Source organism: Odoribacter splanchnicus DSM 20712, from assembly GCF_000190535.1.
GTDB classification, from domain to species: Bacteria; Bacteroidota; Bacteroidia; order Bacteroidales; family Marinifilaceae; genus Odoribacter; species Odoribacter splanchnicus.
Window position 1 is genome coordinate 1,957,045 of sequence record NC_015160.1, and the last position, 23,390, is coordinate 1,980,434.

The 23,390-nt window shown below is 44.1% G+C and carries 17 protein-coding genes and 1 tRNA gene; 8 read left to right on the forward strand and 10 right to left on the reverse strand.

The window, feature by feature from the left end; genetic code table 11:
- Positions 1–99 precede the first annotated feature (99 nt).
- From gluP to ODOSP_RS08220, 3 genes are all read left to right on the forward strand, one after another.
- On the forward strand, positions 100–1,302 hold the full coding sequence (gluP, locus tag ODOSP_RS08210; protein ID WP_013611878.1) for a glucose/galactose MFS transporter: 1,203 nt from the start codon (positions 100–102) through the stop codon (positions 1,300–1,302).
- Positions 1,303–1,430: 128 nt separating this feature from the next.
- Complete coding sequence (locus tag ODOSP_RS08215) at positions 1,431–2,090, forward strand: carbohydrate-binding family 9-like protein (RefSeq protein ID WP_228026166.1); 660 nt, start codon at positions 1,431–1,433, stop codon at positions 2,088–2,090.
- A 9-nt stretch (positions 2,091–2,099) separates the two neighbouring features.
- The gene (locus ODOSP_RS08220) at positions 2,100–2,381 is read left to right on the forward strand and encodes a hypothetical protein (RefSeq protein WP_013611880.1); all 282 of its coding nucleotides are present in this window, start codon (positions 2,100–2,102) and stop codon (positions 2,379–2,381) included.
- Positions 2,382–2,403: 22 nt separating this feature from the next.
- Here the strand turns inward: ODOSP_RS08220 and ODOSP_RS08225 are convergent, their stop codons facing one another.
- Positions 2,404–3,027 (reverse strand): HdeD family acid-resistance protein, encoded by a 624-nt coding sequence (locus ODOSP_RS08225; RefSeq protein ID WP_013611881.1) that lies wholly within the window; start codon positions 3,025–3,027, stop codon positions 2,404–2,406.
- A 116-nt stretch (positions 3,028–3,143) separates the two neighbouring features.
- On the opposite strand from ODOSP_RS08225, the gene ODOSP_RS08230 reads away from it, so the two are divergent.
- The 4 genes from ODOSP_RS08230 to uvrB are packed head-to-tail and all read left to right on the forward strand — an operon-like array spanning position 3,144 to position 7,524.
- Entirely contained in the window at positions 3,144–4,721 is a 1,578-nt protein-coding gene (locus tag ODOSP_RS08230) for a peptide chain release factor 3 (protein WP_013611882.1), read from the forward strand.
- 23 nt (positions 4,722–4,744) lie between these two features.
- A complete protein-coding gene (locus ODOSP_RS08235) occupies positions 4,745–5,116 on the forward strand; it encodes a thioesterase family protein (protein WP_013611883.1) in 372 nt (123 codons plus the stop codon).
- 10 nt (positions 5,117–5,126) lie between these two features.
- The gene (locus tag ODOSP_RS08240) at positions 5,127–5,513 is read left to right on the forward strand and encodes a response regulator (protein ID WP_013611884.1); all 387 of its coding nucleotides are present in this window, start codon (positions 5,127–5,129) and stop codon (positions 5,511–5,513) included.
- A 1-nt stretch (position 5,514) separates the two neighbouring features.
- Positions 5,515–7,524 (forward strand): excinuclease ABC subunit UvrB, encoded by a 2,010-nt coding sequence (gene uvrB / locus ODOSP_RS08245; protein WP_013611885.1) that lies wholly within the window; start codon positions 5,515–5,517, stop codon positions 7,522–7,524.
- Positions 7,525–7,574: 50 nt separating this feature from the next.
- Here uvrB and ODOSP_RS08250 read toward each other — a convergent pair whose 3' ends face one another.
- Both ODOSP_RS08250 and ODOSP_RS08255 read right to left on the reverse strand, forming a co-directional pair.
- A complete protein-coding gene (locus ODOSP_RS08250) occupies positions 7,575–8,990 on the reverse strand; it encodes an alkaline phosphatase (RefSeq protein ID WP_013611886.1) in 1,416 nt (471 codons plus the stop codon).
- Positions 8,991–9,434: 444 nt separating this feature from the next.
- A tRNA-Gly gene (locus ODOSP_RS08255) sits at positions 9,435–9,507 on the reverse strand.
- Positions 9,508–9,610: 103 nt separating this feature from the next.
- Between ODOSP_RS08255 and ODOSP_RS08260 the strand changes: the two genes are divergently transcribed.
- Positions 9,611–10,753: a M20 metallopeptidase family protein gene (locus ODOSP_RS08260; protein WP_013611887.1), complete on the forward strand. Its 1,143-nt coding sequence runs from the start codon at positions 9,611–9,613 to the stop codon at positions 10,751–10,753.
- Positions 10,754–10,813: 60 nt separating this feature from the next.
- On the opposite strand, the gene ODOSP_RS08265 is transcribed toward ODOSP_RS08260, so the two are convergent.
- From ODOSP_RS08265 to ODOSP_RS08295, 7 genes are all read right to left on the reverse strand, one after another.
- A complete protein-coding gene (locus tag ODOSP_RS08265) occupies positions 10,814–12,688 on the reverse strand; it encodes a hypothetical protein (protein WP_013611888.1) in 1,875 nt (624 codons plus the stop codon).
- Between the two features lies 1 nt (position 12,689).
- The gene (locus tag ODOSP_RS08270) at positions 12,690–14,837 is read right to left on the reverse strand and encodes a zinc-dependent metalloprotease (RefSeq protein ID WP_167535989.1); all 2,148 of its coding nucleotides are present in this window, start codon (positions 14,835–14,837) and stop codon (positions 12,690–12,692) included.
- A gap of 91 nt (positions 14,838–14,928) precedes the next feature.
- Positions 14,929–16,590, reverse strand: a complete 1,662-nt coding sequence (locus ODOSP_RS08275) for a PKD-like family lipoprotein (protein WP_157741836.1) — start codon at positions 16,588–16,590, stop codon at positions 14,929–14,931.
- A gap of 29 nt (positions 16,591–16,619) precedes the next feature.
- Positions 16,620–17,285, reverse strand: coding sequence for a DUF4843 domain-containing protein (locus ODOSP_RS08280; RefSeq protein WP_013611891.1), 666 nt, complete (start codon positions 17,283–17,285; stop codon positions 16,620–16,622).
- A 6-nt stretch (positions 17,286–17,291) separates the two neighbouring features.
- Complete coding sequence (locus ODOSP_RS08285) at positions 17,292–18,779, reverse strand: RagB/SusD family nutrient uptake outer membrane protein (RefSeq protein WP_013611892.1); 1,488 nt, start codon at positions 18,777–18,779, stop codon at positions 17,292–17,294.
- A gap of 7 nt (positions 18,780–18,786) precedes the next feature.
- Positions 18,787–22,200 carry a SusC/RagA family TonB-linked outer membrane protein gene (locus ODOSP_RS08290; protein ID WP_013611893.1) on the reverse strand — a complete coding sequence of 1,138 codons (3,414 nt, stop codon included), beginning with the start codon at positions 22,198–22,200 and terminating at the stop codon, positions 18,787–18,789.
- A 29-nt stretch (positions 22,201–22,229) separates the two neighbouring features.
- A complete protein-coding gene (locus ODOSP_RS08295) occupies positions 22,230–23,375 on the reverse strand; it encodes a FecR family protein (RefSeq protein WP_013611894.1) in 1,146 nt (381 codons plus the stop codon).
- Positions 23,376–23,390: the final 15 nt, after the last annotated feature.

Sequence of the window (23,390 nt, forward strand, 5' to 3'; positions counted from 1 at the left end):
TTTTAAATAGGGTGTCAAAAGTGGCACCCTATTTCATTTTTTTATTACATTTACCTTTTGAAACAGCGTGCTGAATTATTATCTACAAACCCAAATATTATGTCACAAAACAAAACAAATTTTGCTGTGCCTTTGGCATTCGTCGGTATGATGTTTTTTGCGATCGGATTCGCATTGGGCATCAACTCATTTTTGATTCCGGTATTAAAAGGTGCTTTGTCTCTGCCTTCAGGGGTAGCCTACCTGCTGCTAGCAGCTACTTTCGTTCCTTTCCTGATTTTCGGCTACCCGGCTTCTGCCACGATTGCCAAAATCGGTTACAAAAGAACAATGGCACTCTCGTTTTTGATTTTTGCCGTTGCTTTTATTTTATTTGTATTATCAGCTAAATTGGAAAATTTCATTCTTTTCCTCATCGCTTCTTTCGTCAGCGGTGCCGCCAACGCTTATTTACAAGCATCGGTAAACCCGTACATTACCATTCTGGGACCGATTGAAAGCGCGGCCAAACGAATGAGTATCATGGGTATCTGCAACAAACTGGCATGGCCGGTAGCTCCTTTGTTTTTCGCACTCGTGGTAGCCGACCAAACCAATGTGCAGACTTCCGATCTGTATCTGCCTTTCTACATCATCATCGGCGTATTTCTATTGTTAGGTATCATCTCTTTAATGGCTCCGCTTCCCGAAGTAAAAGCTGCCGGAGAAGACGAATCGGATACCGCCAATTGCCCGTATGCAGCAAATAAAACTTCTATTTGGCAATTTCCCCACTTGGTTCTGGGTGCACTGACCTTGTTCATTTATGTCGGTGTCGAAACTTTGTCTCTAAGTACAGCCGTCGACTACGCCAAAGCGTTGAATTTGGAAAATCCCGATTTATATGCCTGGATTCCGAGTATCGGTATGGTCATCGGTTATATTTGCGGTATCATTCTGATTCCGCAATACCTAACTCAAGACATGGCAATGAGAATCTGTGCCTGCATCGGTGTAGCCGGTTCTCTGGCCATTGTATTGCTGCCTGCCGAAATATCTATCTGGGCAATCTTCCTGATGGCTCTAGGGTGCTCGCTAATGTGGCCGGCATTATGGCCGCTTGCTATGGCAGACCTCGGCAAATTCACCAAATCAGGCAGTGCTCTTCTGACAATGGCTATCGCCGGAGGAGCCGTTATCCCGACTGTTTTCGGATTTTTGCAAGAAGGTTTGGGGGCACAAGGGGCTTATTGGTTAGCCTTGCCTTGTTTTCTGTTTATCCTGTATTATGGTGTAGCCGGTTATAAAATCAGAACGAAATAAAGGTGACACCGAACATTGATCGGTTTGTAAAGTTCCAGACCCCTGCGGGATATTTTCTTAAAGTGACCTCCGGTTCCATGAAGAAAACCCCGCAGGGATCCATAAACTTTAAGAACTTTTACTGACGAATGATTTTCTTTGACAATACCAACATGCAAATTCCCTATCTTCCCTTTTTAGACAGCAACGACCTCCGACAGGCAGGTGAGCAACTGAATAAAATCGATTTTCACCGAATCGGGCAGAATAACTGGCCGGAACAATTCCCTTACACGCCTTATGCAGCTTTTACCATGGCACACAACGGAGAAATGCTCTTTATCCGGTTTAAGGTCGACGAGACCAGTACCATGGCCCTCACCCGGGAAGACAACGAGCAAGTGTGTAACGATTCCTGTGTCGAATTTTTCCTGGCAGTCGACGATAGTGGGTATTACAATTTCGAATTTACCTGTATCGGTAAAACTTTGTTAGGTTTCCGGAAAGAACGCCCAGCGGCGGTTCATGCCCCGGAAGATATCATGGCCTCGATTCTCCGTTATTCTTCATTGGGCGGGGCAAATTTCGAAGAAACCCGGCTAGGCCATCCCTGGGAACTGACTGTGGGAATTCCGGCTTCAGCTCTTTTCCGTCACAACATCGATACCTGGCAGGGTTTGAAAGCCCGCATCAACCTTTATAAATGCGGAGATCGGCTATCCTGCCGGCATTATTTATCCTGGCGTCCGATCGATTCTCCCAAACCGGATTTTCATACGCCCCGTTGTTTTGTTGCGGTACAATTTTAAAACTCTCCGATGAAAGATCGTCTTCTATACGGATTATTCCCGGGCCTGTCAGCTCCTTTCATCATCATCCTGTTGTTCTGGCTTTTCCGCTTTCACGACCTCCCGCTTTCCCAATTTATCCACCAGGCGATCGCATTGAAAGTACAATTCAAACTCATTTCCGTCGGTGTATTCTTTGCCGACTTAGGCTTATTTTATTTATTTCTGCACTTAAACAAGAATAACGCCTCGAAAGGCGTTATCCTGGCAGTTTTAATCTATTTCTTTCTTTTTCTATTTTCCAGTCTTTAGATCGGAGAAGGCGATTTCCTTCTTATTTGCCTTCTTCCACTTCCTCGAATTCGGCATCCTCGATATCCGAATCTCCTCCCATTTTCACGATTTTTTCTTTTTCTTCACTGGCTTTGCGCATTTTACGGATGGAATATTGGTTGAGCAGATCGGTTACGCCATAAAAAACGGCGGTAATCCCGAACAGGATGAACACGCTTTCGGCCGAACTGAAAGGATCGAATAAAATCACGATACCGACAATCAGGATCAGTACCGGGAATAAAAAACTAACCGGCGCAATACGCCCGAACTGACGGGCTGCGGCAAGGGTCACAAATTGTCCGACAGCAGCGACCACTAAAATAAATCCCAGGAGAAACATAAAAACGGTCGCAAAAGTAGACGGCAGACATACCAGCAGTAATCCCAAAATAACACTTCCGATTCCGCTCAAGGGAGCAAAACTCCGCTGATGTTCCTCGCGGTTTCTGGAAGAGATAATAAACGCAATAATACCGATGGCCAGGAAAACGATACCTATCAGCATAACTACATACTTCAATGCATCGGCCGGCCAGATCAAAAGAGCCAAACCGAGCAAAATCGCTAAAACCGCCCTGTATATGCCTCCTTTAAAATTCGAAGTCGTGTAAACAATTTGCATATAAATTACAATTAAAGATCTTTCTTTTTTTATTTAACGAAGGTAAGCATTTTTTTGTTAGGTTAAAAAGGAAAGCAAAAAATACTAACTATCTTTGCACACTCAAAAAAATAATTATGGGATTTAAAGAAGAAATTGAAAGACGCCGTACTTTCGGAATCATCAGTCACCCTGATGCCGGAAAAACCACATTAACGGAAAAGTTATTGCTTTTCGGAGGAGCCATTCACGTTGCCGGAGCTGTTAAATCGAATAAGATCAAGAAGACAGCCACGTCCGACTTTATGGAGATCGAACGTCAGCGTGGTATTTCTGTGGCGACTTCTGTCATGGGTTTTGAGTACAACGGAATCAAGATCAATATTCTGGATACCCCGGGTCACCAGGACTTTGCCGAAGACACTTTCCGAACCTTAACGGCTTGCGACAGTGTAATCATCGTGATCGATGCAGCCAAAGGAGTAGAAACGCAAACCCGTAAGCTGATGCAAGTCTGCCGGATGCGCAAAACCCCGGTGATCGTGTTTATCAATAAACTGGACCGTCCGGCCAACGATCCTTTCGATATTCTCGACGATGTAGAGAAAGAACTACAGATCAGGGTAAACCCACTCAGCTGGCCGATCGGAAGCGGAGATACCTTCAAAGGTATCTATAACCTCCACCGGCAAAACCTTTGCCTGTATAGTCCTAGCATTCAGAACATCCCCGAAGGCATTGAGATCACCGATACCCGATCGGACGAACTCGACCATCATATCGGCGAAAGGGCTGCCGGTAAACTACGGGAAGACCTGGAGCTGATTCAGGGGGTTTATCCCAGTCTCGACCGGCAGGAATACCTGGACGCACATGTGGCTCCCGTATTTTTCGGTTCGGCGTTGAATAATTTCGGTATCCGGGAACTTCTGGATTGCTTCATCGAAATAGCTCCGGCACCTCTTGCCCGGGAAACCGAAGAACGCCCGGTCCGGCCGGAAGAAGAGAAATTCACCGGTTTTGTATTTAAGATTCATGCCAACATGGACCCTAACCACCGGGACAGAATTGCTTTTGTGAAAATTTGTTCGGGAATTTTCAAACGGAATACCAATTATTTACATGTCAGAAACGGTAAAATGTTGAAATTTTCCACTCCCACCGCTTTTATGGCCTCCAAGAAATCGGTGATCGATGAGGCTTACCCTGGTGATATCATCGGTTTGCACGATACCGGTACCTTTAAAATCGGAGATACCCTGACAGAAGGAGAAAAACTGCATTTCAAAGGTATCCCCAGTTTCTCTCCGGAATTATTCAAGTATATTGAAAATGCCGATCCGATGAAATCCAAACAGTTGGCCAAAGGGATCGATCAATTGATGGACGAAGGGGTAGCCCAATTATTCGTCAGCCAATTCAATAACCGGAAAATCATCGGCACGGTAGGAGCACTGCAGTTCGAGGTGATCGAATACCGGCTTTTACACGAATATGCCGCCGCCTGCCGCTGGGAACCGATCAATCTTTACAAAGCTTGTTGGATCGAAGCCCAGGATCAGGCAGAATTGGAAGATTTCAAAAAACATAAAGCTCAATATATGGCGAAAGACAAAGAAGGCAGAGATGTATTTCTGGCCGACTCACAATATATGTTGCATATGGCTCAGGAAAATTACAAAAAACTGATTTTTCACTTTACCTCAGAATTTTAACCATAAACTTTAAATCGAATCCTATGTTGGAAACCGGAAAATCATATACACAAGAAATCATCGTCGGTCCTAAAGACACCGCCTTAGCTCACGGCTCGGGCCATTTGGAAGTCTTTGCGACACCAGCAATGGTGGGACTGATGGAAAATACGGCGATACACTGCCTGGAAGGCATGTTGGAACCGGATACAGATACCGTAGGTATTGAAATTCATGTACAGCATACCAAGGCAACAGCCGTCGGTAAAAAGGTGATGTGCAAAGCGACGATCGTCGAAATCGATGGCCGCCGGATACGTATTGAGATCGAAGCCACGGATGAAAAAGGAACAATAGGACATGCTATTCACGACCGCTTTATCATCTACCCGGAGAAATTCATGAGTAAATTATAAATCGTTTGTAGTGGAAACTTACCCAGAGTATCCGGATTGGTCGGACAAAACGTTTCTGATAGCAGAAGATATCGACAGTAATTATACGATCCTTGCGGCTCTGTTAAAAAAAACACATGTCCGTATCTTACGGGCACGTAACGGAAAAGAAGCGATACAAATCGCTTCAGGAACGGCCTCCATCGATCTGATTCTAATGGATATCAGCATGCCGGATTCTGACGGAATAGAGGCTTTACGGTTTATCCGGCAACAATTGCCCGGAAAAATCGTAATAGCACAAACAGCACATGATCTCTCTTCTTTGGAGATTATAAATGAGAAGTTCGATGGTTTTTTATTAAAACCGATCCGTCGGAAAGAATTACTTGAAACATTAAGTAAATATTTATCCTGATATGCAATTTAAACTAACCTCTGAATTCCAACCTACCGGCGATCAACCGGAAGCCATCCGCCAATTGATCCAGGGACTTCAAAGCGGACGGTCATCACAGGTCTTACTGGGAGTCACCGGTTCAGGAAAAACTTTTACTGTAGCTAATGTCATCAACGAAATCCATCGTCCGACTCTGATTTTAAGTCACAATAAAACATTAGCAGCTCAATTATACGGGGAATTCAAATCTTTTTTCCCCGAAAATGCAGTCGAATATTTTGTATCTTATTACGATTATTACCAACCGGAAGCTTATCTGCCGACAACAGATACCTATATCGAAAAAGACCTCGCCATCAATGACGAGATAGACAAACTTCGTTTACGGACCACCGCTTCCCTGCTTTCGGGACGTCGGGATGTCATCGTTGTCTCTTCGGTGTCTTGTCTGTACGGTATGGCCGATCCCCGGGCTTTCGGCTCGAACGTCACCCATTTGAAAAGAGGCATGACTATCAGCCGGAATGTCTTATTACGCCGGCTGGTAGACGCTTTATATGCAAACAACGAAATCGAATTCAAACGGGGTTGTTTCCGGGCCAAAGGGGAAACCGTGGATATTTTTCCTGCCATAGAAACTTACGACGGCGTAGCTTACCGGATCGAATTCTGGGACGACGTAATCGACCGGATCTCTTCTTTTAACCCGGTTACCGGACAGAGCATCGGTAGTCAGGATGAACTCGATATTTATCCGGCCAATCTTTTTGTCACCGACAAAGCCACGATAGCCCACGCCCTGGTTGAAATCGGCCAGGATTTGCAAGATCAACTGGCTTATCTGAAAGAGATCGGGAAATTTATGGAAGCCAAACGCCTGGAAGAACGGGTGAAATACGATATGGAAATGATCCGGGAATTAGGTTATTGCCCGGGCATTGAAAACTATTCGCGCTATTTCGACGGCCGGAAAGCAGGAGTTCGTCCTTTCTGCTTATTGGATTATTTCCCGGAAGATTTTCTGATGGTCATCGACGAATCGCATGTTACCCTGCCCCAGATACGGGCGATGTACGGAGGCGATCACGCACGGAAACTGACGCTGGTGGATTATGGTTTCCGTTTACCGGCAGCTTTCGACAACCGTCCCCTCACATTCGATGAATTTGAAAGTAAAACCGGCCAGACGATTTACATCAGTGCCACACCTGCCGACTATGAACTGGAAAAAAGTGAAGGCATCATCGTGGAACAAATTATCCGTCCGACAGGTATTCCGGATCCGGTAATCGAAATCGTCCCCAGCAAAAATCAGATCGATCATCTGGTGAACGAGATTCAGCAGCGCATAGACCTTCGGGAACGTACATTAGTGACAACCCTGACGAAGAGAATGGCGGAAGAGCTCAGTAAATACCTGGACCGGATCGGTATTAAATGCCAATATATTCACTCGGATGTCGATACTATCGAACGGGTAAAAATCCTGGAGAATCTTCGTAAAGGAATCATCGACGTATTGATCGGTGTCAATCTATTGAGGGAAGGGCTGGACTTGCCGGAAGTATCTCTGGTAGCAATTCTGGATGCAGACAAAGAAGGCTTTCTGCGTTCTACACGTTCACTGACTCAAACTGCCGGACGAGCTGCCCGTAATGTAGACGGGAAAGTCATTATGTATGCCGACCAAGTAACCCGTTCTATGCAGGAAACGATAGACGAGACGAATTACCGCCGTGAAAAGCAGCTGAGATACAACGAAGAACATCACATCGTTCCCCGGCAGATCTACAAATCGACAGATGCAGCGCTGACTCAGGATACCTCCAAAGCGTATGTGGAGGAAGAACACCTCCATCTGGTTGCCGACCCCGTCGTAGCTTACATGAGTAAACCCGAGATTGAAAAAATGATCCAAAAAACCAAGGCTGCCATGCAAAAAGCAGCCAAAGAACTCGACTTCATCGAAGCAGCCCGCCTGCGGGATGAAATGTTTCAACTGGAAAAGAAACGGGACGAGATGAAATAAAATCTTTCGGGGTTACGACAGCCAAACAAAATACCTGCCGATTCTACCGGTCACCGTTTCATCAATGCCTCGATCTGCCTCGGAATATCCGTATTATCCAACTTACCGTTAAAGTTTTCTGCTCCGACACCCAGGACAAACAAGGGCACATACCCGGCAGAATGTCCGCCACTTCCCCAGCTGATGCGGGCTATCCGGTTCAGTATCTGAACCGCCGTATTGGCCAAGGGTTCATCTTCGGCATAAAGACTTTTCACCATCTCCTGTTCCCCATTCGAAAAGGCTTTATCATAACGGTGTCTCAAATCTTTCTCATACGACTCCTTGAGTTCTTCCTTCGTCCACAGCCCCAGATTATCACTCAACAATTTCTTTACATCTTCCCAGGTCACTGCATAATGGTGGGTTGTCCGCAAAGCAGAAATCTTTTTCGAAAGCTGCCCCTTGGAGACCATTTGATGTTGCAACGCTTTCAGATTCAGTTCATATTTACCTGTTCCCAAAGCAAAGTTCCCTGTCTCATGATCTGCCGTAACGACAATCAGGGTTTCATCCGGATGCTGCTTATAAAAATCGATCGCCTTCTGTATCGATTTCTGAAAATCGATTACCTCGTTAAACATAGCCGCCGCATCGTTACTATGACAGGCCCAATCGATCAATCCGCATTCGATCATCACGAAAAAACCGTTCTTTTTATCCTTACTCAAAAAATCGATCGCTCCCTGTGTAATCTCTTCAAGTGACAAATCCCCCGGTTTCCGGTCGATGGCATAAGGCAAACTCCCCATGTCACATCCTTGCTCCTGCATAAAAATAATTTTATCTGCTTTCGCTGCTTTTTTCCGGAAATCGTCATTTCCCCGGGCTATCGTATACCCCGCCCGATCGAAAAGAGTATAAATATTTACGGAATCTTTTTTCTCCGGCTTTACAAAACCGGCTCCGGCATAAAAATCGAAACCCGCTTTCGGCAAATCGGTTGCGATCTCATAGGTCATATTCCGGTCCGGCTGATGAGCATAGAAACAAGCGGGAGTAGCATGATCGATACTATTGTTGGTAGCGATCCCTACTTTCATTCCCAGTTCTTTGGCTTTGGTAGCGATACTGTATACCGGTACTTTATGTTCTTTATCCATCGCTATCGTCCCGTTCTTTGTCTTTTCGCCGGTAGCTAAAGCCGTACCGGCAGCAGCCGAACAAGTCACCGAATTATAGGCCGAATAAGTAGTCACAAAATTTCTGACCGGGAAGGTGGTGAAATTTAAAGGCTCGACACCGATTTTTCCTGCTCTCTCAGCCAGATACATCTCTGTGCCGTTCACCTGATTTATTCCCATTCCATCTCCGATGAAATAAAAAACATACTTCGCTCTTTTTTCTTTCTTTGCCGCATCAACAGGCTGTGTAAAACAGATAACGGCGAGCAATACCACTGATAATAAGCCAAATAACTTTTTCATCGTTCTTTTCATTATTATTCGTTTTGCTCCTATTGTATATTCTATCCCCTCCTAATTCAAGAACAAACTTATTCCTGAACTATTAACAGAATTATTAATAATTTCTTAACCAACACCAATTCCCACCAAAAATACAAAAAAAATTAGAGAAAGAAACCTATTTTCCCCCGAATCCAAATATAATTCCACACTAAAATTCAGGTCTCCATTTTATATTAGATAGTTATATACATGTTACACTTATAAACCTACAGCTAGGGTAAACATGTATATAAACACGTTGGATTACAATACATAATCAGTGAAAAAGCGGACAGCTAAAGGAAATAAATAGATTCAGTCAGTTTCGGTTTAACTCTCGGTTTAACTTTATACCTGTAAACGCCCCCATAAAACCACCCAAAACAAAAAATCAGCCACCTTTATAAGTGGCTGATTATGAAGAGCGATAAACGGGACTCGAACCCGCGACCTTCGGCTTGGGAAGCCAACGCTCTACCAACTGAGCTATTATCGCCTGTTTTGTGCTAAACAACGATGCAAATATAGCAAACAAATCTGAATGAAACAAGATTTAAAAATAAAAAAAGATTACTTTTAAAGGTTCAAACGATCAGCCTATGGACAGGAATAAATTTTACCGGATCAGGGAAGAACTTCACCGGCATCCCGAATTATCCGGACAGGAAAAACATACGATACAATATATCCGGCAAGTACTTCAGGAATTTCAGCCCTCCCGGATCCACCCCCTGGAAAAGGGCCATGGACTGGTGGCAGAATACAGTTTCCCGGGCGAAGGTCCGACCCTATTATTCAGAGCCGATATCGATGCTGTGGCCATTGCAGAAAAATCACCTCTTCCCTATTGTTCGGAAAATCCGGGAGTAGCCCATAAATGCGGACACGACGGACACACGACCATGTTACTCATGCTGGCCGGACTCCTACATGAACATCCACTGGAACGAGGACGCATTTTATTACTCTTTCAACCTGCCGAAGAAAATGGACAGGGCGCACAACTAGTACTTCAGGACCCCTGGTTCCGGCAACAGAAAATCGACCGGGCTTTCGCTCTGCATAATCTTCCCGGCTATCCGTTTTCTACGATTATCTGCCGGACAGGCAGTTTTACCTGCTCGGTCATCAGCTGTACCATCACCTTCACCGGAAAAACAGCACATGCCGCAGAACCTGAAAAAGCGGTTTCCCCGACCGCACCTTTACTGCATATCCTGCATCTAAGCGAAAGCTGGAATCGAGGGACCTTGAAAAATCCGGATTATTTCCGTACGACACTCATCGAACTTCATATCGGCGAAGAAGCTTATGGCGTTGCTGCCGGAAGCGGACTTATCCGGCTGACTCTTCGCGCTGCATCCGAAAAAATACTGCAAAAACACCGGCAACAGTTGGAACAATTCGTTCAGCAAACCATTGATTCCCATCCGCCCTTACGATGCTCCATCGAATGGACAGAACCTTTTGCGGCCAATGAAAATGATCCTGAATCCGTAACCTGGATTCAGGAAGCAGCCCAAAGCAACGGATTGGCTTACAAGGAAACCGATCATCCTTTTGCCTGGGGAGAAGATTTCGGATTATTCACTCAACATATTCCAGGTGCTATGTTCGGTCTGGGAGCAGGTATCTCTACTCCGGCCCTCCATACTCCGGATTATGATTTTCCTAACAACATTTTGCCAAATGGAGCCCGGATGTTTTACGAATTAGCCCTTATCACTCAACTGTCAGAATAATTAATACTTATTCTGACAGTCGATTCCCGATCATACAAATCCGTCTTGATCCAAACCAGATTAAATCCTGGCTAATCCTCCTGAGCGCATTTTCCAATAATCATACAAATCCTCCCAATAAGTCCATAATAAAAGTTTCGCCATCCCCTCTCCACAATCTACCGTATCCTTGTATTTTTTCAATTCTTTACTAAAAGCCATAACACAAGTTTGCCGTACCAACCTCTCTTGTACTGATAAACGGTCTACCCGTTTTCCCGTAATCAGCCTCTTCAATTCTTTTACCAACTGACCGACCTGCTGTTCTCCATTCTCCTTTTCTGCTAACTGCAGCCAACGCTCGGTCCGAAAAAATTCTCCCCATACTCTTTGTAATCGCCCAAGCATATCATCACGTTCCATTCCCATTCTATTTTTTTGTAAAAAGGAAGGAGCATAAAATCCCGTAATATCTTCTTTCAATAATTGCATCAACTGTTCCGCCATTCCCTCTTGAAAAAAAGTCTCATCTAACCAACGGATATAATCCTTTTCACTCAATTTCAATACTTCCCGGTAATAATGCTTTACCTGTTCATTTTCCACCTCCTTCAACACCTGTTGCCAAGCCACACGCCTTTCCTCATACCTCTTCCATCCCCACTGTCCGGCAACCTCTTTCTCTGTCTTTATATCTTCTCTTTCCGCATAACAATACCACAAAGCCTCCAATCGTTTTGCAGCTGTGATATTTCTATTCTCCAGTTGTTCCGGATCCAATCCCAACAATATTCCCAAAGCTCTATCGATTTCCTGTTCACGACATCCCTGTAAAGCCTCCGTTTCCGAACACATCTTCCATATTCCGTCCTCTTCCCGGACCGGATTTTCCAATCGGTAGCGGATCACCGATTCCATAGAAACATCACCACTAATACGTAAACGTGCAGCTAAAATCCTTCCATCTCCGGGATGTTCCTGGAAATCCACTTTTATCCCTCCACCTCCGACATCAAAAACAACTGCGCAGGGGACATCAGCTTTCACCCTTCCTTTTTTTTGTTCCAATTCAAGCAATACTCTTCCCGTCCGGGCAGTCCACACTGCATTCAGCTTTTCTACTGCTGTATACAATAGCTCCACATATTCTTCCGGAATATCCTCAGCAACACATATATTCAGAGGCATTCCCGCATATGTATCCCAGCACACACAACGGATACACTCTACACAACGGAAAGGATTCACTCCATAATCGACATAAACCTGCGTCCGGAATAACCCATCCGGGTCTTCCCCTCTGTTCCTCAAACCCCTATCCGGTAAGAGACACAAAGCCACAGATACTTCTACCGGTACCGAACCGCTTTCGGGCAACATTTCCACGACCTGCTGTTCAGGAGAACACTCCAAATAATGCCGGATAGTAAAACATGCTCCGTTCCTACAGGTATCGACAGTTATAATCTCCGAACGGCCATACTGTATCCGTCCCCATTTCCCGTCCCCCACATACCACTTTTCCTTTATACCATCGGTCACATCAATCAAATAACCTGTTTCTTTTTTCTCCGCTACCGGCCAGGTTTCCACCGGTGTCTGTAAACCGGACATCTTCAGCAATCCGTTACTCATCCATGTTGTATCTGAAACTCTCTCCGGACAGAAAACCGCAAAAACATCCAGGGTCATAGAATCCCTGCCTTGTTCCAATCTAAAAATTCCTTTACTCTCCAATAACTTCCCCCGAATTCCCAATCCTCTGTCTATCTGGGCCAATACCATCCATTCCCGCCCCAAATATGTCTGCTCAATTTCTACATACATTCTGCCATTCCGTTCATATACCGGTAACACCACAGCATTCTCATCCTTATCTTTACCACAGGCATTTCCACTTTTTATCCCAACCATCCCTACCCAACAAAACAACAATACCAATAACTTTGTCCTCATGTTATTTCCATATTGAATTCACATTTTTTCTCCACGCTTTCCAAAAAACATCCTTTTCCTTGTCTGTTTTCCGATACATCACTTTCAATTGTTCCTCCATCAAAGCCACCACTTCCGGATACCTATTCCTTTCTGTTTGTATATATTCCATCAAACAATCCGTATAACACCATATCAAGAATCTTCCCCAACACTCCTCACCAGATACATTCCGGAATATTTTTCCCAAATCTCTGATATATTCAGTGACCGAATATTCCCGATCGTAACCTACAAAACAATCCGCTTTTTCTACCAACCGTCTGACAGTCTCCCTTCCCCAGTCTTCCCACCACTCCCGAGGCAGGTCCTTTCCCGATTCCAACACATAGGTTTGTAAAAAACGCAGGGCATCCTGCTGTTCTTCCCTCCCCACAGCAACAACTATAACCGAATCATTCCCCCAACATTTCCTTATCCCTCCGAGATAGGTAAAAGCCTGATTTATGTACTCCGAATATTGTTTTCGGATAGCAAGATTCCAACTTTCAACACTCAGACGCCCGTTATTTCTCAGAGTATCTCGCAACAAACGCTTCAAGTGACACATGCCCAATTCTGCCGTTTCCAACGAATAACGCCCTAAATCTTCGGCTTGTGCTTCAGGTAAGTTTCCACCGCTATCCTGAAAACGATATTTACGCTCCAATTGTTTTTTTTCTATCCAAACAGACAATTTTTCCTGAATTTCTTCAGACGCCAATCCGGGAAAATAACGGTATCCCCACTCAATAGCCAATGAATCATAAGCGCCAATCCGGGGTATCCGGTCGGACATATCGACTCCATCTTCGGGTTGTACAGCATAGTTCATACGCATATAATCCATTATAGAACTACCATAACCATGACGGTGTAAAAAAACGGCATCTCTTAACTGCTCTGTTTCACACAAAGAACTCCCATAAAAATTATGGGTCAATCCCAGTACATGCCCGACTTCGTGTGACACCACCATCTCCAGCAATCTACCAGCCAGTTCGTCCGGGAACTCCTCCTCGCTTTCTCCTGTCTGTGCAATATACCACTGGCATAACATATCAAAAACCGAATGAAAAACCGCAATATGACAACTCAGGATCTCACCGGTACGGAAATCTACAAAAGGACGTCCATAAGCATTCTCCATCGGAGAAGCCTTATAGACGATCCATGACAAAGCAGAATTATCTAAAGTAAATCCGGCCGAATCCGGAGCCATAAGTCCTGCTATGGCATTTTTAAAACCGCTACGTTCAAAAAGAGCATTCCAATTGTTCACGGCACGTAAAACATAAGGACGCCACTTTTCAGGAAAACTACGGTCGATATATATCCTAATCTTTTGCCGGGGTTCAACCAGTTCTCCCCGCCTATACCGGGCCGTATCACGATCCGCCACTTCCAGCCGCCAACGTTTCACTACGCGATCCGAGATGACCTGACAACTTCCCGGTTCCATATGTGCATAAGGTACAGTAAAATATCCAACCCCTGAAGAGGCATAACGTACCTGCATCAGATGCCGGGGCAACAACCTTAAACAACAACCTAATTTCCATCGAGTCACTTCTCCATTTGCTGAAGTTGCAGGCGTCCTCTCTACAGCTTCATAAATCCGTTCAGACCTGACAATCACACTTTCCGGCGTTCCAAGAATTGCCGTTACCCTTCCTTCACGCTCACTCCCTATCCCGATCAAAAAAGAAAAGGGTTGTAATCCCCACAACTTTCCATCACGAAGCCATTCGGTCACATCAATGATCTTCCCGGTCTTTTCACACCCCAAGATTTCAAATTCCTGTAAGGTAAGGGGCATTTCCCGTTCAGACAATAAACTTCCGAGTGAATATGACCCGGAAGTATCCACATAACTTCTTATCTCCTTCAATATTATCTGTTCCTTCTCTTCCTCCCACCGTAAAATCCTCGGACCGAACCGATCGCCCTGATATCCGAATTTAGCATCAGCAGATTTTTTTTTTCGTCCGGCACCCTCCAATATTGTAGTCGTCAGGCTCATATCACGTCCTAGCAGACTATCCGGGATCACCCATAAAATACGTCCATTCTGTTGATAAGTTGTAAACAAACCAGGTATAACTTCCGACTGTGCATAAAGCTTTATCATACACAGCAAGAAAAAAAGAATCCAACAGATTTTTTTCAACCAGGATAACATTTTCCGGGACCTGAACAGGTCCCGGAAAAACAACTGCTTCTTATTTAAAAGCATAGACAAAATCCACTACATTTTTAAATCCTTTAAACTCATAAACCATCAAGTCTTTCGTTCCCTCTTCCTTATCTATCTCTCCGGCTGCAGTCAGCTTCATTTCAAGCATACTGCAATTTCCATCCGGATATTCGGCCACTCCCCCCAGGTAACTTACAAAATCATAAGGAATCGCTTCTACCTCATCTCCTCCCGAAATATCCCAACGGTCCTCCCGTTGGCTGCGGAATTTCAACCGGGTAATCCGTACAGAAGGATCCGGATGGGCATAAATTTCATATGAACGAGGAGTTGAACGAGTCAAGTCTGCCCGATAAATCTTATTACCGACAGCATAGTAAAACATACGGTCAAAATAAGCTGAAGTGGCCACCGGTAATTTTCCTTCGACAAGCCCTGTTTCCGGGGTCAATTCCCAATAACCGCTACAGATTGTCCCTTTCTTCCCTTGTATCATCTCCGGAGAAATTTCGTAAATATACAAGCTACTTCCCTGACTGGCTATCGCCATAATCTTCGGAACATCGCGGGAAGTCGTCGCTCCGATATAAATTACATCTTTATCTCCAATATTGTTCGGATCGAATTTATTCGGATAACCGGCCTGCTCGCCTATGGTCTCCAGTTTCTGTTCATTCAGACTTCCGTCAATATCGTAAAGATCTTCCATGCCGCTAGCGATGTAGCGGTTCGTATTATAATTATTACCGCCAATATCCGCATTATAGTAAGAAAGGAAGCGTTTGTTCTTGGAATCATAAATAATATTTATTCCTTCCGGTGACACATCATAAGCCAGGGAAGCCCTCTCTGCATAATAATCCCCATCTGCAGCTTTCACCGGATAATAAACAGAAAATCCATCCGGCTTGGCAAACCAGAATACCCCGTCGTCAATAATACATTCCCCCCGTTTATCTCCTTCCGCATACATCGGTGCATAATGGGTGTCATTATTCAGCTTTTTGTATAACAACATTCGGTTATATGCATAACGTTCTTCCAAAGTAGCACCATCCAGCATATAGTTTTTCCCTCCTTCAGTGAAAATACCCAACAATGTCTCCTCAGATCCTTGCTGCATGGCATTTTTCAGATGCAAATTATTAATCGACAAGAACAAAGGTTTACCCTGCAACCTGCCTCCCGTTTCCTGTGCATAGATATCTTGTACGGCAACCCGGCTGCTACCGTCCCCATCGATACATCCCAATACGGCATTCTCACCGATATTCTGCAGCACAAACCAACAACGGTTAAATGCAGCCACCAAATTAACCACCGTCTCACCGAAGGTCACGATATTCTGTACCGTATCCGTTACAGCCAGCCGTAATGTAATCTGTCCGCTATTTTTCGGGTAAACCCATATCCGGCATACCGAATCCGTACCACATTCCGTCCACGTCACCCCACTTAGATTCTTTTTCCACAAATAAGTCAAATTGGCATTATCTTTCCGGTCCAACTGGGTAACAGCCGCTTTCACTTCAACCAAAACCGAATCTTTCTTCGGTATCGTAACACTGACGCTCCGCGGCATTTCTAACACCATATCGTTGATGTCATTATAATCATAATTTCCCAAATCATCGTAACAGGCTATTCCCAATACAGCCAATAATCCCCATACCAATATCTTTTTCATACTATCATTTTTTCTGTTCACATTCATCATCAATCCTTAGGAAACACAATCTCATTCTGAGGATTTTCGTCATCCATCAAAGGCGGATTACCAGCCTTCTTATAAGCCTCATACTTAGCACTGACCTCATCCCTGACTTCTTTCGTCTGCTCTGTCTCAGCATAAATTTTCCCCAAGTTGTCCATCATAAACATATATTTATTATTACTGTATATCCCCCACAACCTCTCATCCCAATCTGAAGGACGTATCGTATAAGCGATAGTAACTTCACAATCCGAATTCTCCACACGTCCCTCCCCAAACTCATGCTCAGCATTCTCTATATCAAAAGTCAGTTTTGTATTCAACTGGGCACCGACCCTAGGGGGACGGGGTACAACCAACTGGGCCGTAAAAGTTTCAGCCCCAACAGGAAATTCATAAGAAGGTATAAACACAACCCCTTCCATCTGATCGACCGTTTTCAGGCAAAAATTCAAAGGCTTTTCCAAAGCATATCCCAAACAACGCACTTTTACCCCTAAAGCACGTTCTGTAACTTCATTTATATAATCCCGGTCATCGAAAACACACTCGGCTTTTGTATTGAAAAATTCCAGACGGGGGGCTTCGTTATATCCCTTTATATCATTTTTCTCACAAGAAATGGCGGTAATCAATACAACCATCATTCCATATATCAATCTTTTCATCACTTACTATTTTCCGGTTATACCAAACATATCTTCATTTTCAGGCAAAGGAAACTGATACTTTGTCCGTACATCGACCAAACTGCAATTTGCAAAAGTGACGTAGTTGTGCCGTTTATAAAAATAGAACAGCTGTCCCTCTCCGTAATACTCTTTCAGGTATTCACGCATCACTTCGTTGATCCGGCGCGTATGCCCACTGTCAAATCCTTCACGGGTATCCGGTTCGTCATATCCTTTTCCCCCATCTGTCGCATCACTGGAGGCGATTCCCCGTTTAAAACGAACCATATCCAAAATTTCAGCGCTGCTCTGCGGATCCGGATCACATTCAGCCATAATATAATACATTTCCGGAATCCTGATCAAGGGCATGACATCTGCACCGGAATAAGCTCCTGTATAATTCGGTAAATGATCTGAGGCATATCCGGTCTGATCGTATTTCGACAAGATTTTCTTTGTATCATCAGTAATCAACATCTCATGAAAAGCGGCATTTCCTGAACGGAAATCAGTAGAACCACCGGCAGATAAATCATAAAACTGCCCGAACAGTTCTTTGCCGACTCCCAAACCGGAAACATTCTGATTGATGAAATCAGGGTCCACCACTTTCTCCATCTCATAAATATGTAAACTAAAAATATGTTCATCGAATAAGATCCTGTTTTCTGTCGTCAAAGCTTCAGTCAACGGGAACAATTTACTTTCCACCACCTCACTGGCAACAGCATAAGCCTTAGCTTTACTTTCTTCATCCCCCTTGTAACAATATACCCTTGCCAACATAGCCTTTACAGCCCAACGATTCATACGAAACTGACGCAGCTCCAGAAACGGGTCTGCATTGACGTCATGAACAAAGATATCATGATCAGCCTCCCACAATAGAGAATCTGCCTGGTGTAAATCCGCCAGACAAGCGTCTACCACCTCCGTAGCAGGTAATACAGGAGTCGGTTCATTACTGAATACTGTCCGATAAGGAATAGCTTTCCCCTGAGGTTCCATAGCAAATACCGGCCCGAACATCCGTAACAGATCAAAATGCAGAAAGGCACGCAAACCCAAAGCTTCCCCTTTCATAATCTCATAATAACCCGGCGTTGTAATTACCTCACGGTTCACCTCCAGATAATGCAGGAAATTATTAATGTTCGCAATAATATTATAAGCACCTGAAAAAACATTATCTTTAATACTTTTATAAGTTCCGTCATAATTATAAATCGATGTCCAGTTCGTTATGTCAGGAGCGTACTCATACCGTCCGGCAAGCATCTCCATATAATTATAGGTTAGCTCACGTCCGTAAAGGGAAGACTCTCCCATTTTAAGATAAAAGCCCGTTAAAGCATCCTGGAAACCAAACTCATCTGCAAACAAATCCTCTTCCGGCACGGAAGTTTTAGGCTGTACATCCAGCCAGTCCGAACATCCGCTACTCCCCAATACGATCACCAACAGGAAACCATATACAAATTTATACATATTCATATTATTTAAATACTACATTTAACGAAATTGCAAACTGACGGGCAAAAGGATAATCCAATCCCCTCTCCTGTTTTACAGATGAGAGATAAAAAATATCCTCCATAGTAAATCCCCACTTCAACGAACTGATAAAACTCTTTTTCAGGAAACGTGTATTTTGCTGATCCATCCGGTAAGTCAGAGACAACGAACCGAAAGTCAATGTATTCTCATCCATCACAAAACGGGATGTCGGACGTGTTTCCGATCCGTTGACAGAGTTTGTCAGGCGTTTGTATTTAGCCACATCCCCCGGTTTCTGCCAGCGTTCCTGCAAGACACGTTTATCTACATTATACCGTAAATCGGCATTCTCGATTTTATCCACCAACGTCTGGTTATATACCTGTCCTCCGAATTTATAGTTAAAAGAAAGATTGGCTCCAAATCCTTTATAATTAAATGCAGTATTGATATTTCCCTGCCATTTCGGCTCTGTGTCCCCGTAAGGGATTTTATCAATAGCATTATACTCACTGGTCACTTTACCATTGCGGGTCAGTAATAACTCATCTCCTGTCATCGGATCGATTCCCAGCGAACGGACAACCCAAATACGCGTCTGTGACTCTCCTTCTTCATACATCGGCAGAGGTTTGTCTTTTTCATTGCTGGTATTAAGCTCATTCATATGGCGCAAAGCATCCGATATTTTTTTCAGTTTTTCTTCATTATGTGAACCATTTACCGTGATCATCCAATAAGCATCTTTATCCAGATTACGATAAGGAATAAATGAAAAATTCAGCTCCACCCCTTTCGTCTCCAGATTTCCCATATTTTCCGGATAAGAAGCAAAACCGACAGAAGGAGCCAGCGTAATCTGTGCCAAAGAATTTTTCGTATTCTTGATATAATATTCGGCCCGGGTAGTAAAACGCCCTTTGAGTAAGGAAAGTTCCAAGCCAACATTCCAGGTTCCGGTCTGTTGCCATTTCAGATTCGAATTACCCAAAGCGACCAGTTCCGTCCCCGTTGCATTAGAAGAAAAATAAGGTTTCATTAAATTGGTATAAGTATAAACTGAGCGGGACTGATAAGGAGAAAAACCTTGTGTACCTGTCACCCCATATGAAGCCCGCAATACCACATCATCCACCCATTTAACATTTCTCAGCCAACTTTCTTTCTTCATATTCCAGCGTAAACCTGCAGACCAGAAAGGAGCAAAACGATTGTCTTTACCAAACTGTGAAGAACCGTCGATACGGATATTAAAATCGGCAGAATAACGATAATCATAAGAATATCCCAAAGTAGCCACAGCTCCCAAAGCCCGGGTAGTTCCTTCACTTCCGGTCATGTTTTCATTGTATTTCTTACCAAACAAAATATGATCCATATTGCCGTTCGGAAAACCCGTCACCGTTGCTCCATAGACTTCGCTATGAGTTTGCTCTACCGAATAACGCAGATTTCCCGTCAGATAATGCACATCATTGACCACATTGTTATAACTGGCTGTAAAAGCAAACATATAATTGAAATCCTCCGACTGGTTACGTTTAAAATCACCCTTCAGGGTAGGATCCACCACTTCAGCAAAAGCGGTGTGCTGTGCAGGACGGAAAACCTCGTCCTTACCTGTCGATTTCTGTATAGAAATATCGGCCTGCAAACGCCAGGCATCCGTCGGAGTATACTCTAATTTAAAAAGGTTACGGATACTAAAAGAGGTGGTCCGGTCTTTACTATGAAAGGTCGTATTATACATCGGATTAGCTACCTGATAAGGTTGTGAATTACCCAGATAGATCATATCCCAGGTCTGCATAATTTTATTGATTTCTCCATTTTCTCCGTAAGGCCGTAAATAAGGATTCAAACGGGTATATTCACTGAAAGATCCGTAAGGACTGTCATCTCCTGTTGAATTATCCACGGTCAGGCTGTTCTTCATCAGTAATTTACGGTAACGGTAAGAAAGATCCAACGCTGCCGTCTGGGTACTACGCCGTGACTCTTTCATTACTCCCGGCGTTTGATTGAGTCCCAGATACAATTTATACCGCAGGGCCTCACTTCCTCCTTCCAGCGTCAGGGCATGCCGGTGTTGTACAGCTGTCCGCAAAGGTTGGGACAACCAATACGTATCGACTCCTCTTTTCACCTCACGCAAACGGTTCTGATAGTCCCGTTGGGAATCCAGGTCATTGGGAGAATATAAACCAGCCAAAGCTTCAACCTGGATTTTTTCCTCTGCATCCATCAAATTATAAGCCGAAAGGTCCGGCATTTGCAAACGCAGGTTACCGCCGTAACTCACATTGATTTCTCCTGGTTTCGGAGTGTAAGTTTCTATTACAATCACACCGTTAGATGCTTTCGAACCGTAAATCGCCGTTGCAGAAGCATCTTTCAGCATTGTGATCGACTGTACACGATCCGGGTCCAAATCGACCATCGTCTGCACGTCAATCTCAAAACCATCCAGTATCAATAAGGGCTGATTCGGATAAGTATCGTATTCTCCCTGCAAAGACACCAAGCTATTGTCTCCGGCCCCTCCGGCAGGCAGCGTGGAAGAACCACGCATACGCATGTCCGGTAAACGGTTCGGATCCGAACCCGCACTGATATTTTCCATGATCCGGAAACTGGGTTCAATGGTAGACAAAGCCTTAGCAATACTTGTAGTACTGATCTTTTTTAATTCATCCCCTTTTACCGTCACCGCAGAACCGGTAAATCCTTCCTTTTTACGGGAAAACATACCGGTAACCACAACTTCATCCAATTCAGTCTCTGCTTCTTCCAGAACAACCCGCAAAGGTTGTACTTTTCCATTCTCTATTTTAACAGGAATCTCTTTGGAATTCATTCCCACAAAAGAAAATTCCAGAGAGATACCCGGAGTTTCTGTTATTTCAAGACTGAATTTACCGTCAATATCCGTTGCCACCCCTATCGTGGTACCTTTCACCACAACCGTAACTCCTGGCAGCACACCTCCTTTAGAATCGACTACGACACCTTCCAGCTTAATTAATTTCTGGGGAGCAGCCATATCGGCCCCGGCTTGTTTCTTATAAATAACAATAATCTGATTTTCAATCTCATAACTAAAATCAGAACCACGCAGACATTGTTCCATCACTTCATTTATATTTCCCGATACAACGTCTACGGAAACGTTTCCAATAGTATTTATAACTTGCTCATTATAAGCCAATCGGTAACCCAACTGTCTCTTTATTTCTTTAAAAGCTTCTTTTAATGAAACATTTTCCAGACGTAATGTCACACTCTGTCCGGCAGCTTCAACCACTAAAGGTTCGGTTAATATAAACAAAGTAAATAAGGATAACCGGATCCATATTCCTGCCCAACGGCAGACCTTTCCCCACCCTATTCGATTCTCTCTATTATTTTTCATATTCTCATTAAATTACCTATTCCTCTCTTTCAACGGATAATGACCGTCCGGCCTTTCAATTCAACATCCAGTGTACGGGTCTTCTCCAGTATATTCATTACCTGTTTTAACGAACTACTCCGTTCAATTTCAAAAGAATAATATTCATTCTGTTTATCACTATCTACAAAAAATACTTCAATATCATACCAACGAGCCAATTCTCTCATGATATATTCCAGAGAACGGTTATCAAACAAAAAATACCCGTCGATCCAGCTTGTTGCCGAAGCTCCGGCTTTTCCAACCACCCAGCGTTCTTCCATCAACTGTGCTTGTTCTCCCGGTTTCAGTAAAACCTCATGCTTTCCCCGGCTTAACCGGATACTTCCTGACAACAACACAGCCGAATAAGGTTCATCTTCGTAATGACGGATATCGAAACGGGTTCCTAAAACCTTCACGACATTTCCTGCCGTTTCCACCCGGAAAGGCCTCAAGGAATCACGTGCCACGTCAAAAAATACCTCTCCGTCACAAGCTACCCGACGCTCTCCTGTCGGAAAAACTACAGGAAAACGTACTACAGATTCCGCATTCATCCATACTTTCGTCCCATCCGGTAAGATCATCTTATAATCCGTTCCTCTGGGTGTCCGGATCTCATTATATTGAGAAGAGTCTGCCCGCTTCACGTTTGCAGTCGGTTCATAACGGGCATACCCATCCTCAGCTAACAAGAAGCCTCCATCCAAATTGTAAGCAGAATCTCTGTTCAATGCAATCTCTTTACCGGAGGCCAGCCGAATGACCGGCAGAGAGGAGTCTGTTAGTCTCTCTGCCAGGTCCTGATCTGTTTGCTTCACTTCATTTCGCCAATAAAACCAAACGCCTTCCCCCATACACAACAGCAGAACAATCCCTGCTGCCCAACACCACCATCTCCGCCGTCTGTATCTCACAATCCGACGCCTAATATTCAATTTCAAACGTTCACGGGCCTTTTCCTTATCGGACAACTCCAATCCAGCCATCTTACACCTGACATACTCCCGTCTACTGATTTTTTTATAAAAATCTTGATGCTCCGGTGTTTTCAGCCAGTTTTCCAATGCCCGACTTTCCTGTTCGTTTAAATCTTCCAACAGAGAATGAATAATCAAACGCCTAATCACCTCTTCACTGTCCGTTCTCATAGCTAATCAAAAAGA

What these genes read in the sequence shown, in the direction of transcription:
- gluP (WP_013611878.1), top strand. Translation starts at nt 100, where the DNA reads ATGTCACAAAACAAAACAAATTTTGCTGTGCCTTTGGCATTCGTCGGT.
- ODOSP_RS08215 (WP_228026166.1), top strand. Translation starts at nt 1,431, where the DNA reads ATGATTTTCTTTGACAATACCAACATGCAAATTCCCTATCTTCCCTTT.
- ODOSP_RS08220 (WP_013611880.1), top strand. Translation starts at nt 2,100, where the DNA reads ATGAAAGATCGTCTTCTATACGGATTATTCCCGGGCCTGTCAGCTCCT.
- ODOSP_RS08225 (WP_013611881.1), bottom strand. Translation starts at nt 3,027, where the DNA reads ATGCAAATTGTTTACACGACTTCGAATTTTAAAGGAGGCATATACAGG.
- ODOSP_RS08230 (WP_013611882.1), top strand. Translation starts at nt 3,144, where the DNA reads ATGGGATTTAAAGAAGAAATTGAAAGACGCCGTACTTTCGGAATCATC.
- ODOSP_RS08235 (WP_013611883.1), top strand. Translation starts at nt 4,745, where the DNA reads ATGTTGGAAACCGGAAAATCATATACACAAGAAATCATCGTCGGTCCT.
- uvrB (WP_013611885.1), top strand. Translation starts at nt 5,515, where the DNA reads ATGCAATTTAAACTAACCTCTGAATTCCAACCTACCGGCGATCAACCG.
- ODOSP_RS08250 (WP_013611886.1), bottom strand. Translation starts at nt 8,990, where the DNA reads ATGAAAAAGTTATTTGGCTTATTATCAGTGGTATTGCTCGCCGTTATC.
- ODOSP_RS08260 (WP_013611887.1), top strand. Translation starts at nt 9,611, where the DNA reads ATGGACAGGAATAAATTTTACCGGATCAGGGAAGAACTTCACCGGCAT.
- ODOSP_RS08265 (WP_013611888.1), bottom strand. Translation starts at nt 12,688, where the DNA reads ATGAGGACAAAGTTATTGGTATTGTTGTTTTGTTGGGTAGGGATGGTT.
- ODOSP_RS08270 (WP_167535989.1), bottom strand. Translation starts at nt 14,837, where the DNA reads ATGATAAAGCTTTATGCACAGTCGGAAGTTATACCTGGTTTGTTTACA.
- ODOSP_RS08275 (WP_157741836.1), bottom strand. Translation starts at nt 16,590, where the DNA reads ATGAAAAAGATATTGGTATGGGGATTATTGGCTGTATTGGGAATAGCC.
- ODOSP_RS08280 (WP_013611891.1), bottom strand. Translation starts at nt 17,285, where the DNA reads ATGAAAAGATTGATATATGGAATGATGGTTGTATTGATTACCGCCATT.
- ODOSP_RS08285 (WP_013611892.1), bottom strand. Translation starts at nt 18,779, where the DNA reads ATGTATAAATTTGTATATGGTTTCCTGTTGGTGATCGTATTGGGGAGT.
- ODOSP_RS08290 (WP_013611893.1), bottom strand. Translation starts at nt 22,200, where the DNA reads ATGAAAAATAATAGAGAGAATCGAATAGGGTGGGGAAAGGTCTGCCGT.
- ODOSP_RS08295 (WP_013611894.1), bottom strand. Translation starts at nt 23,375, where the DNA reads ATGAGAACGGACAGTGAAGAGGTGATTAGGCGTTTGATTATTCATTCT.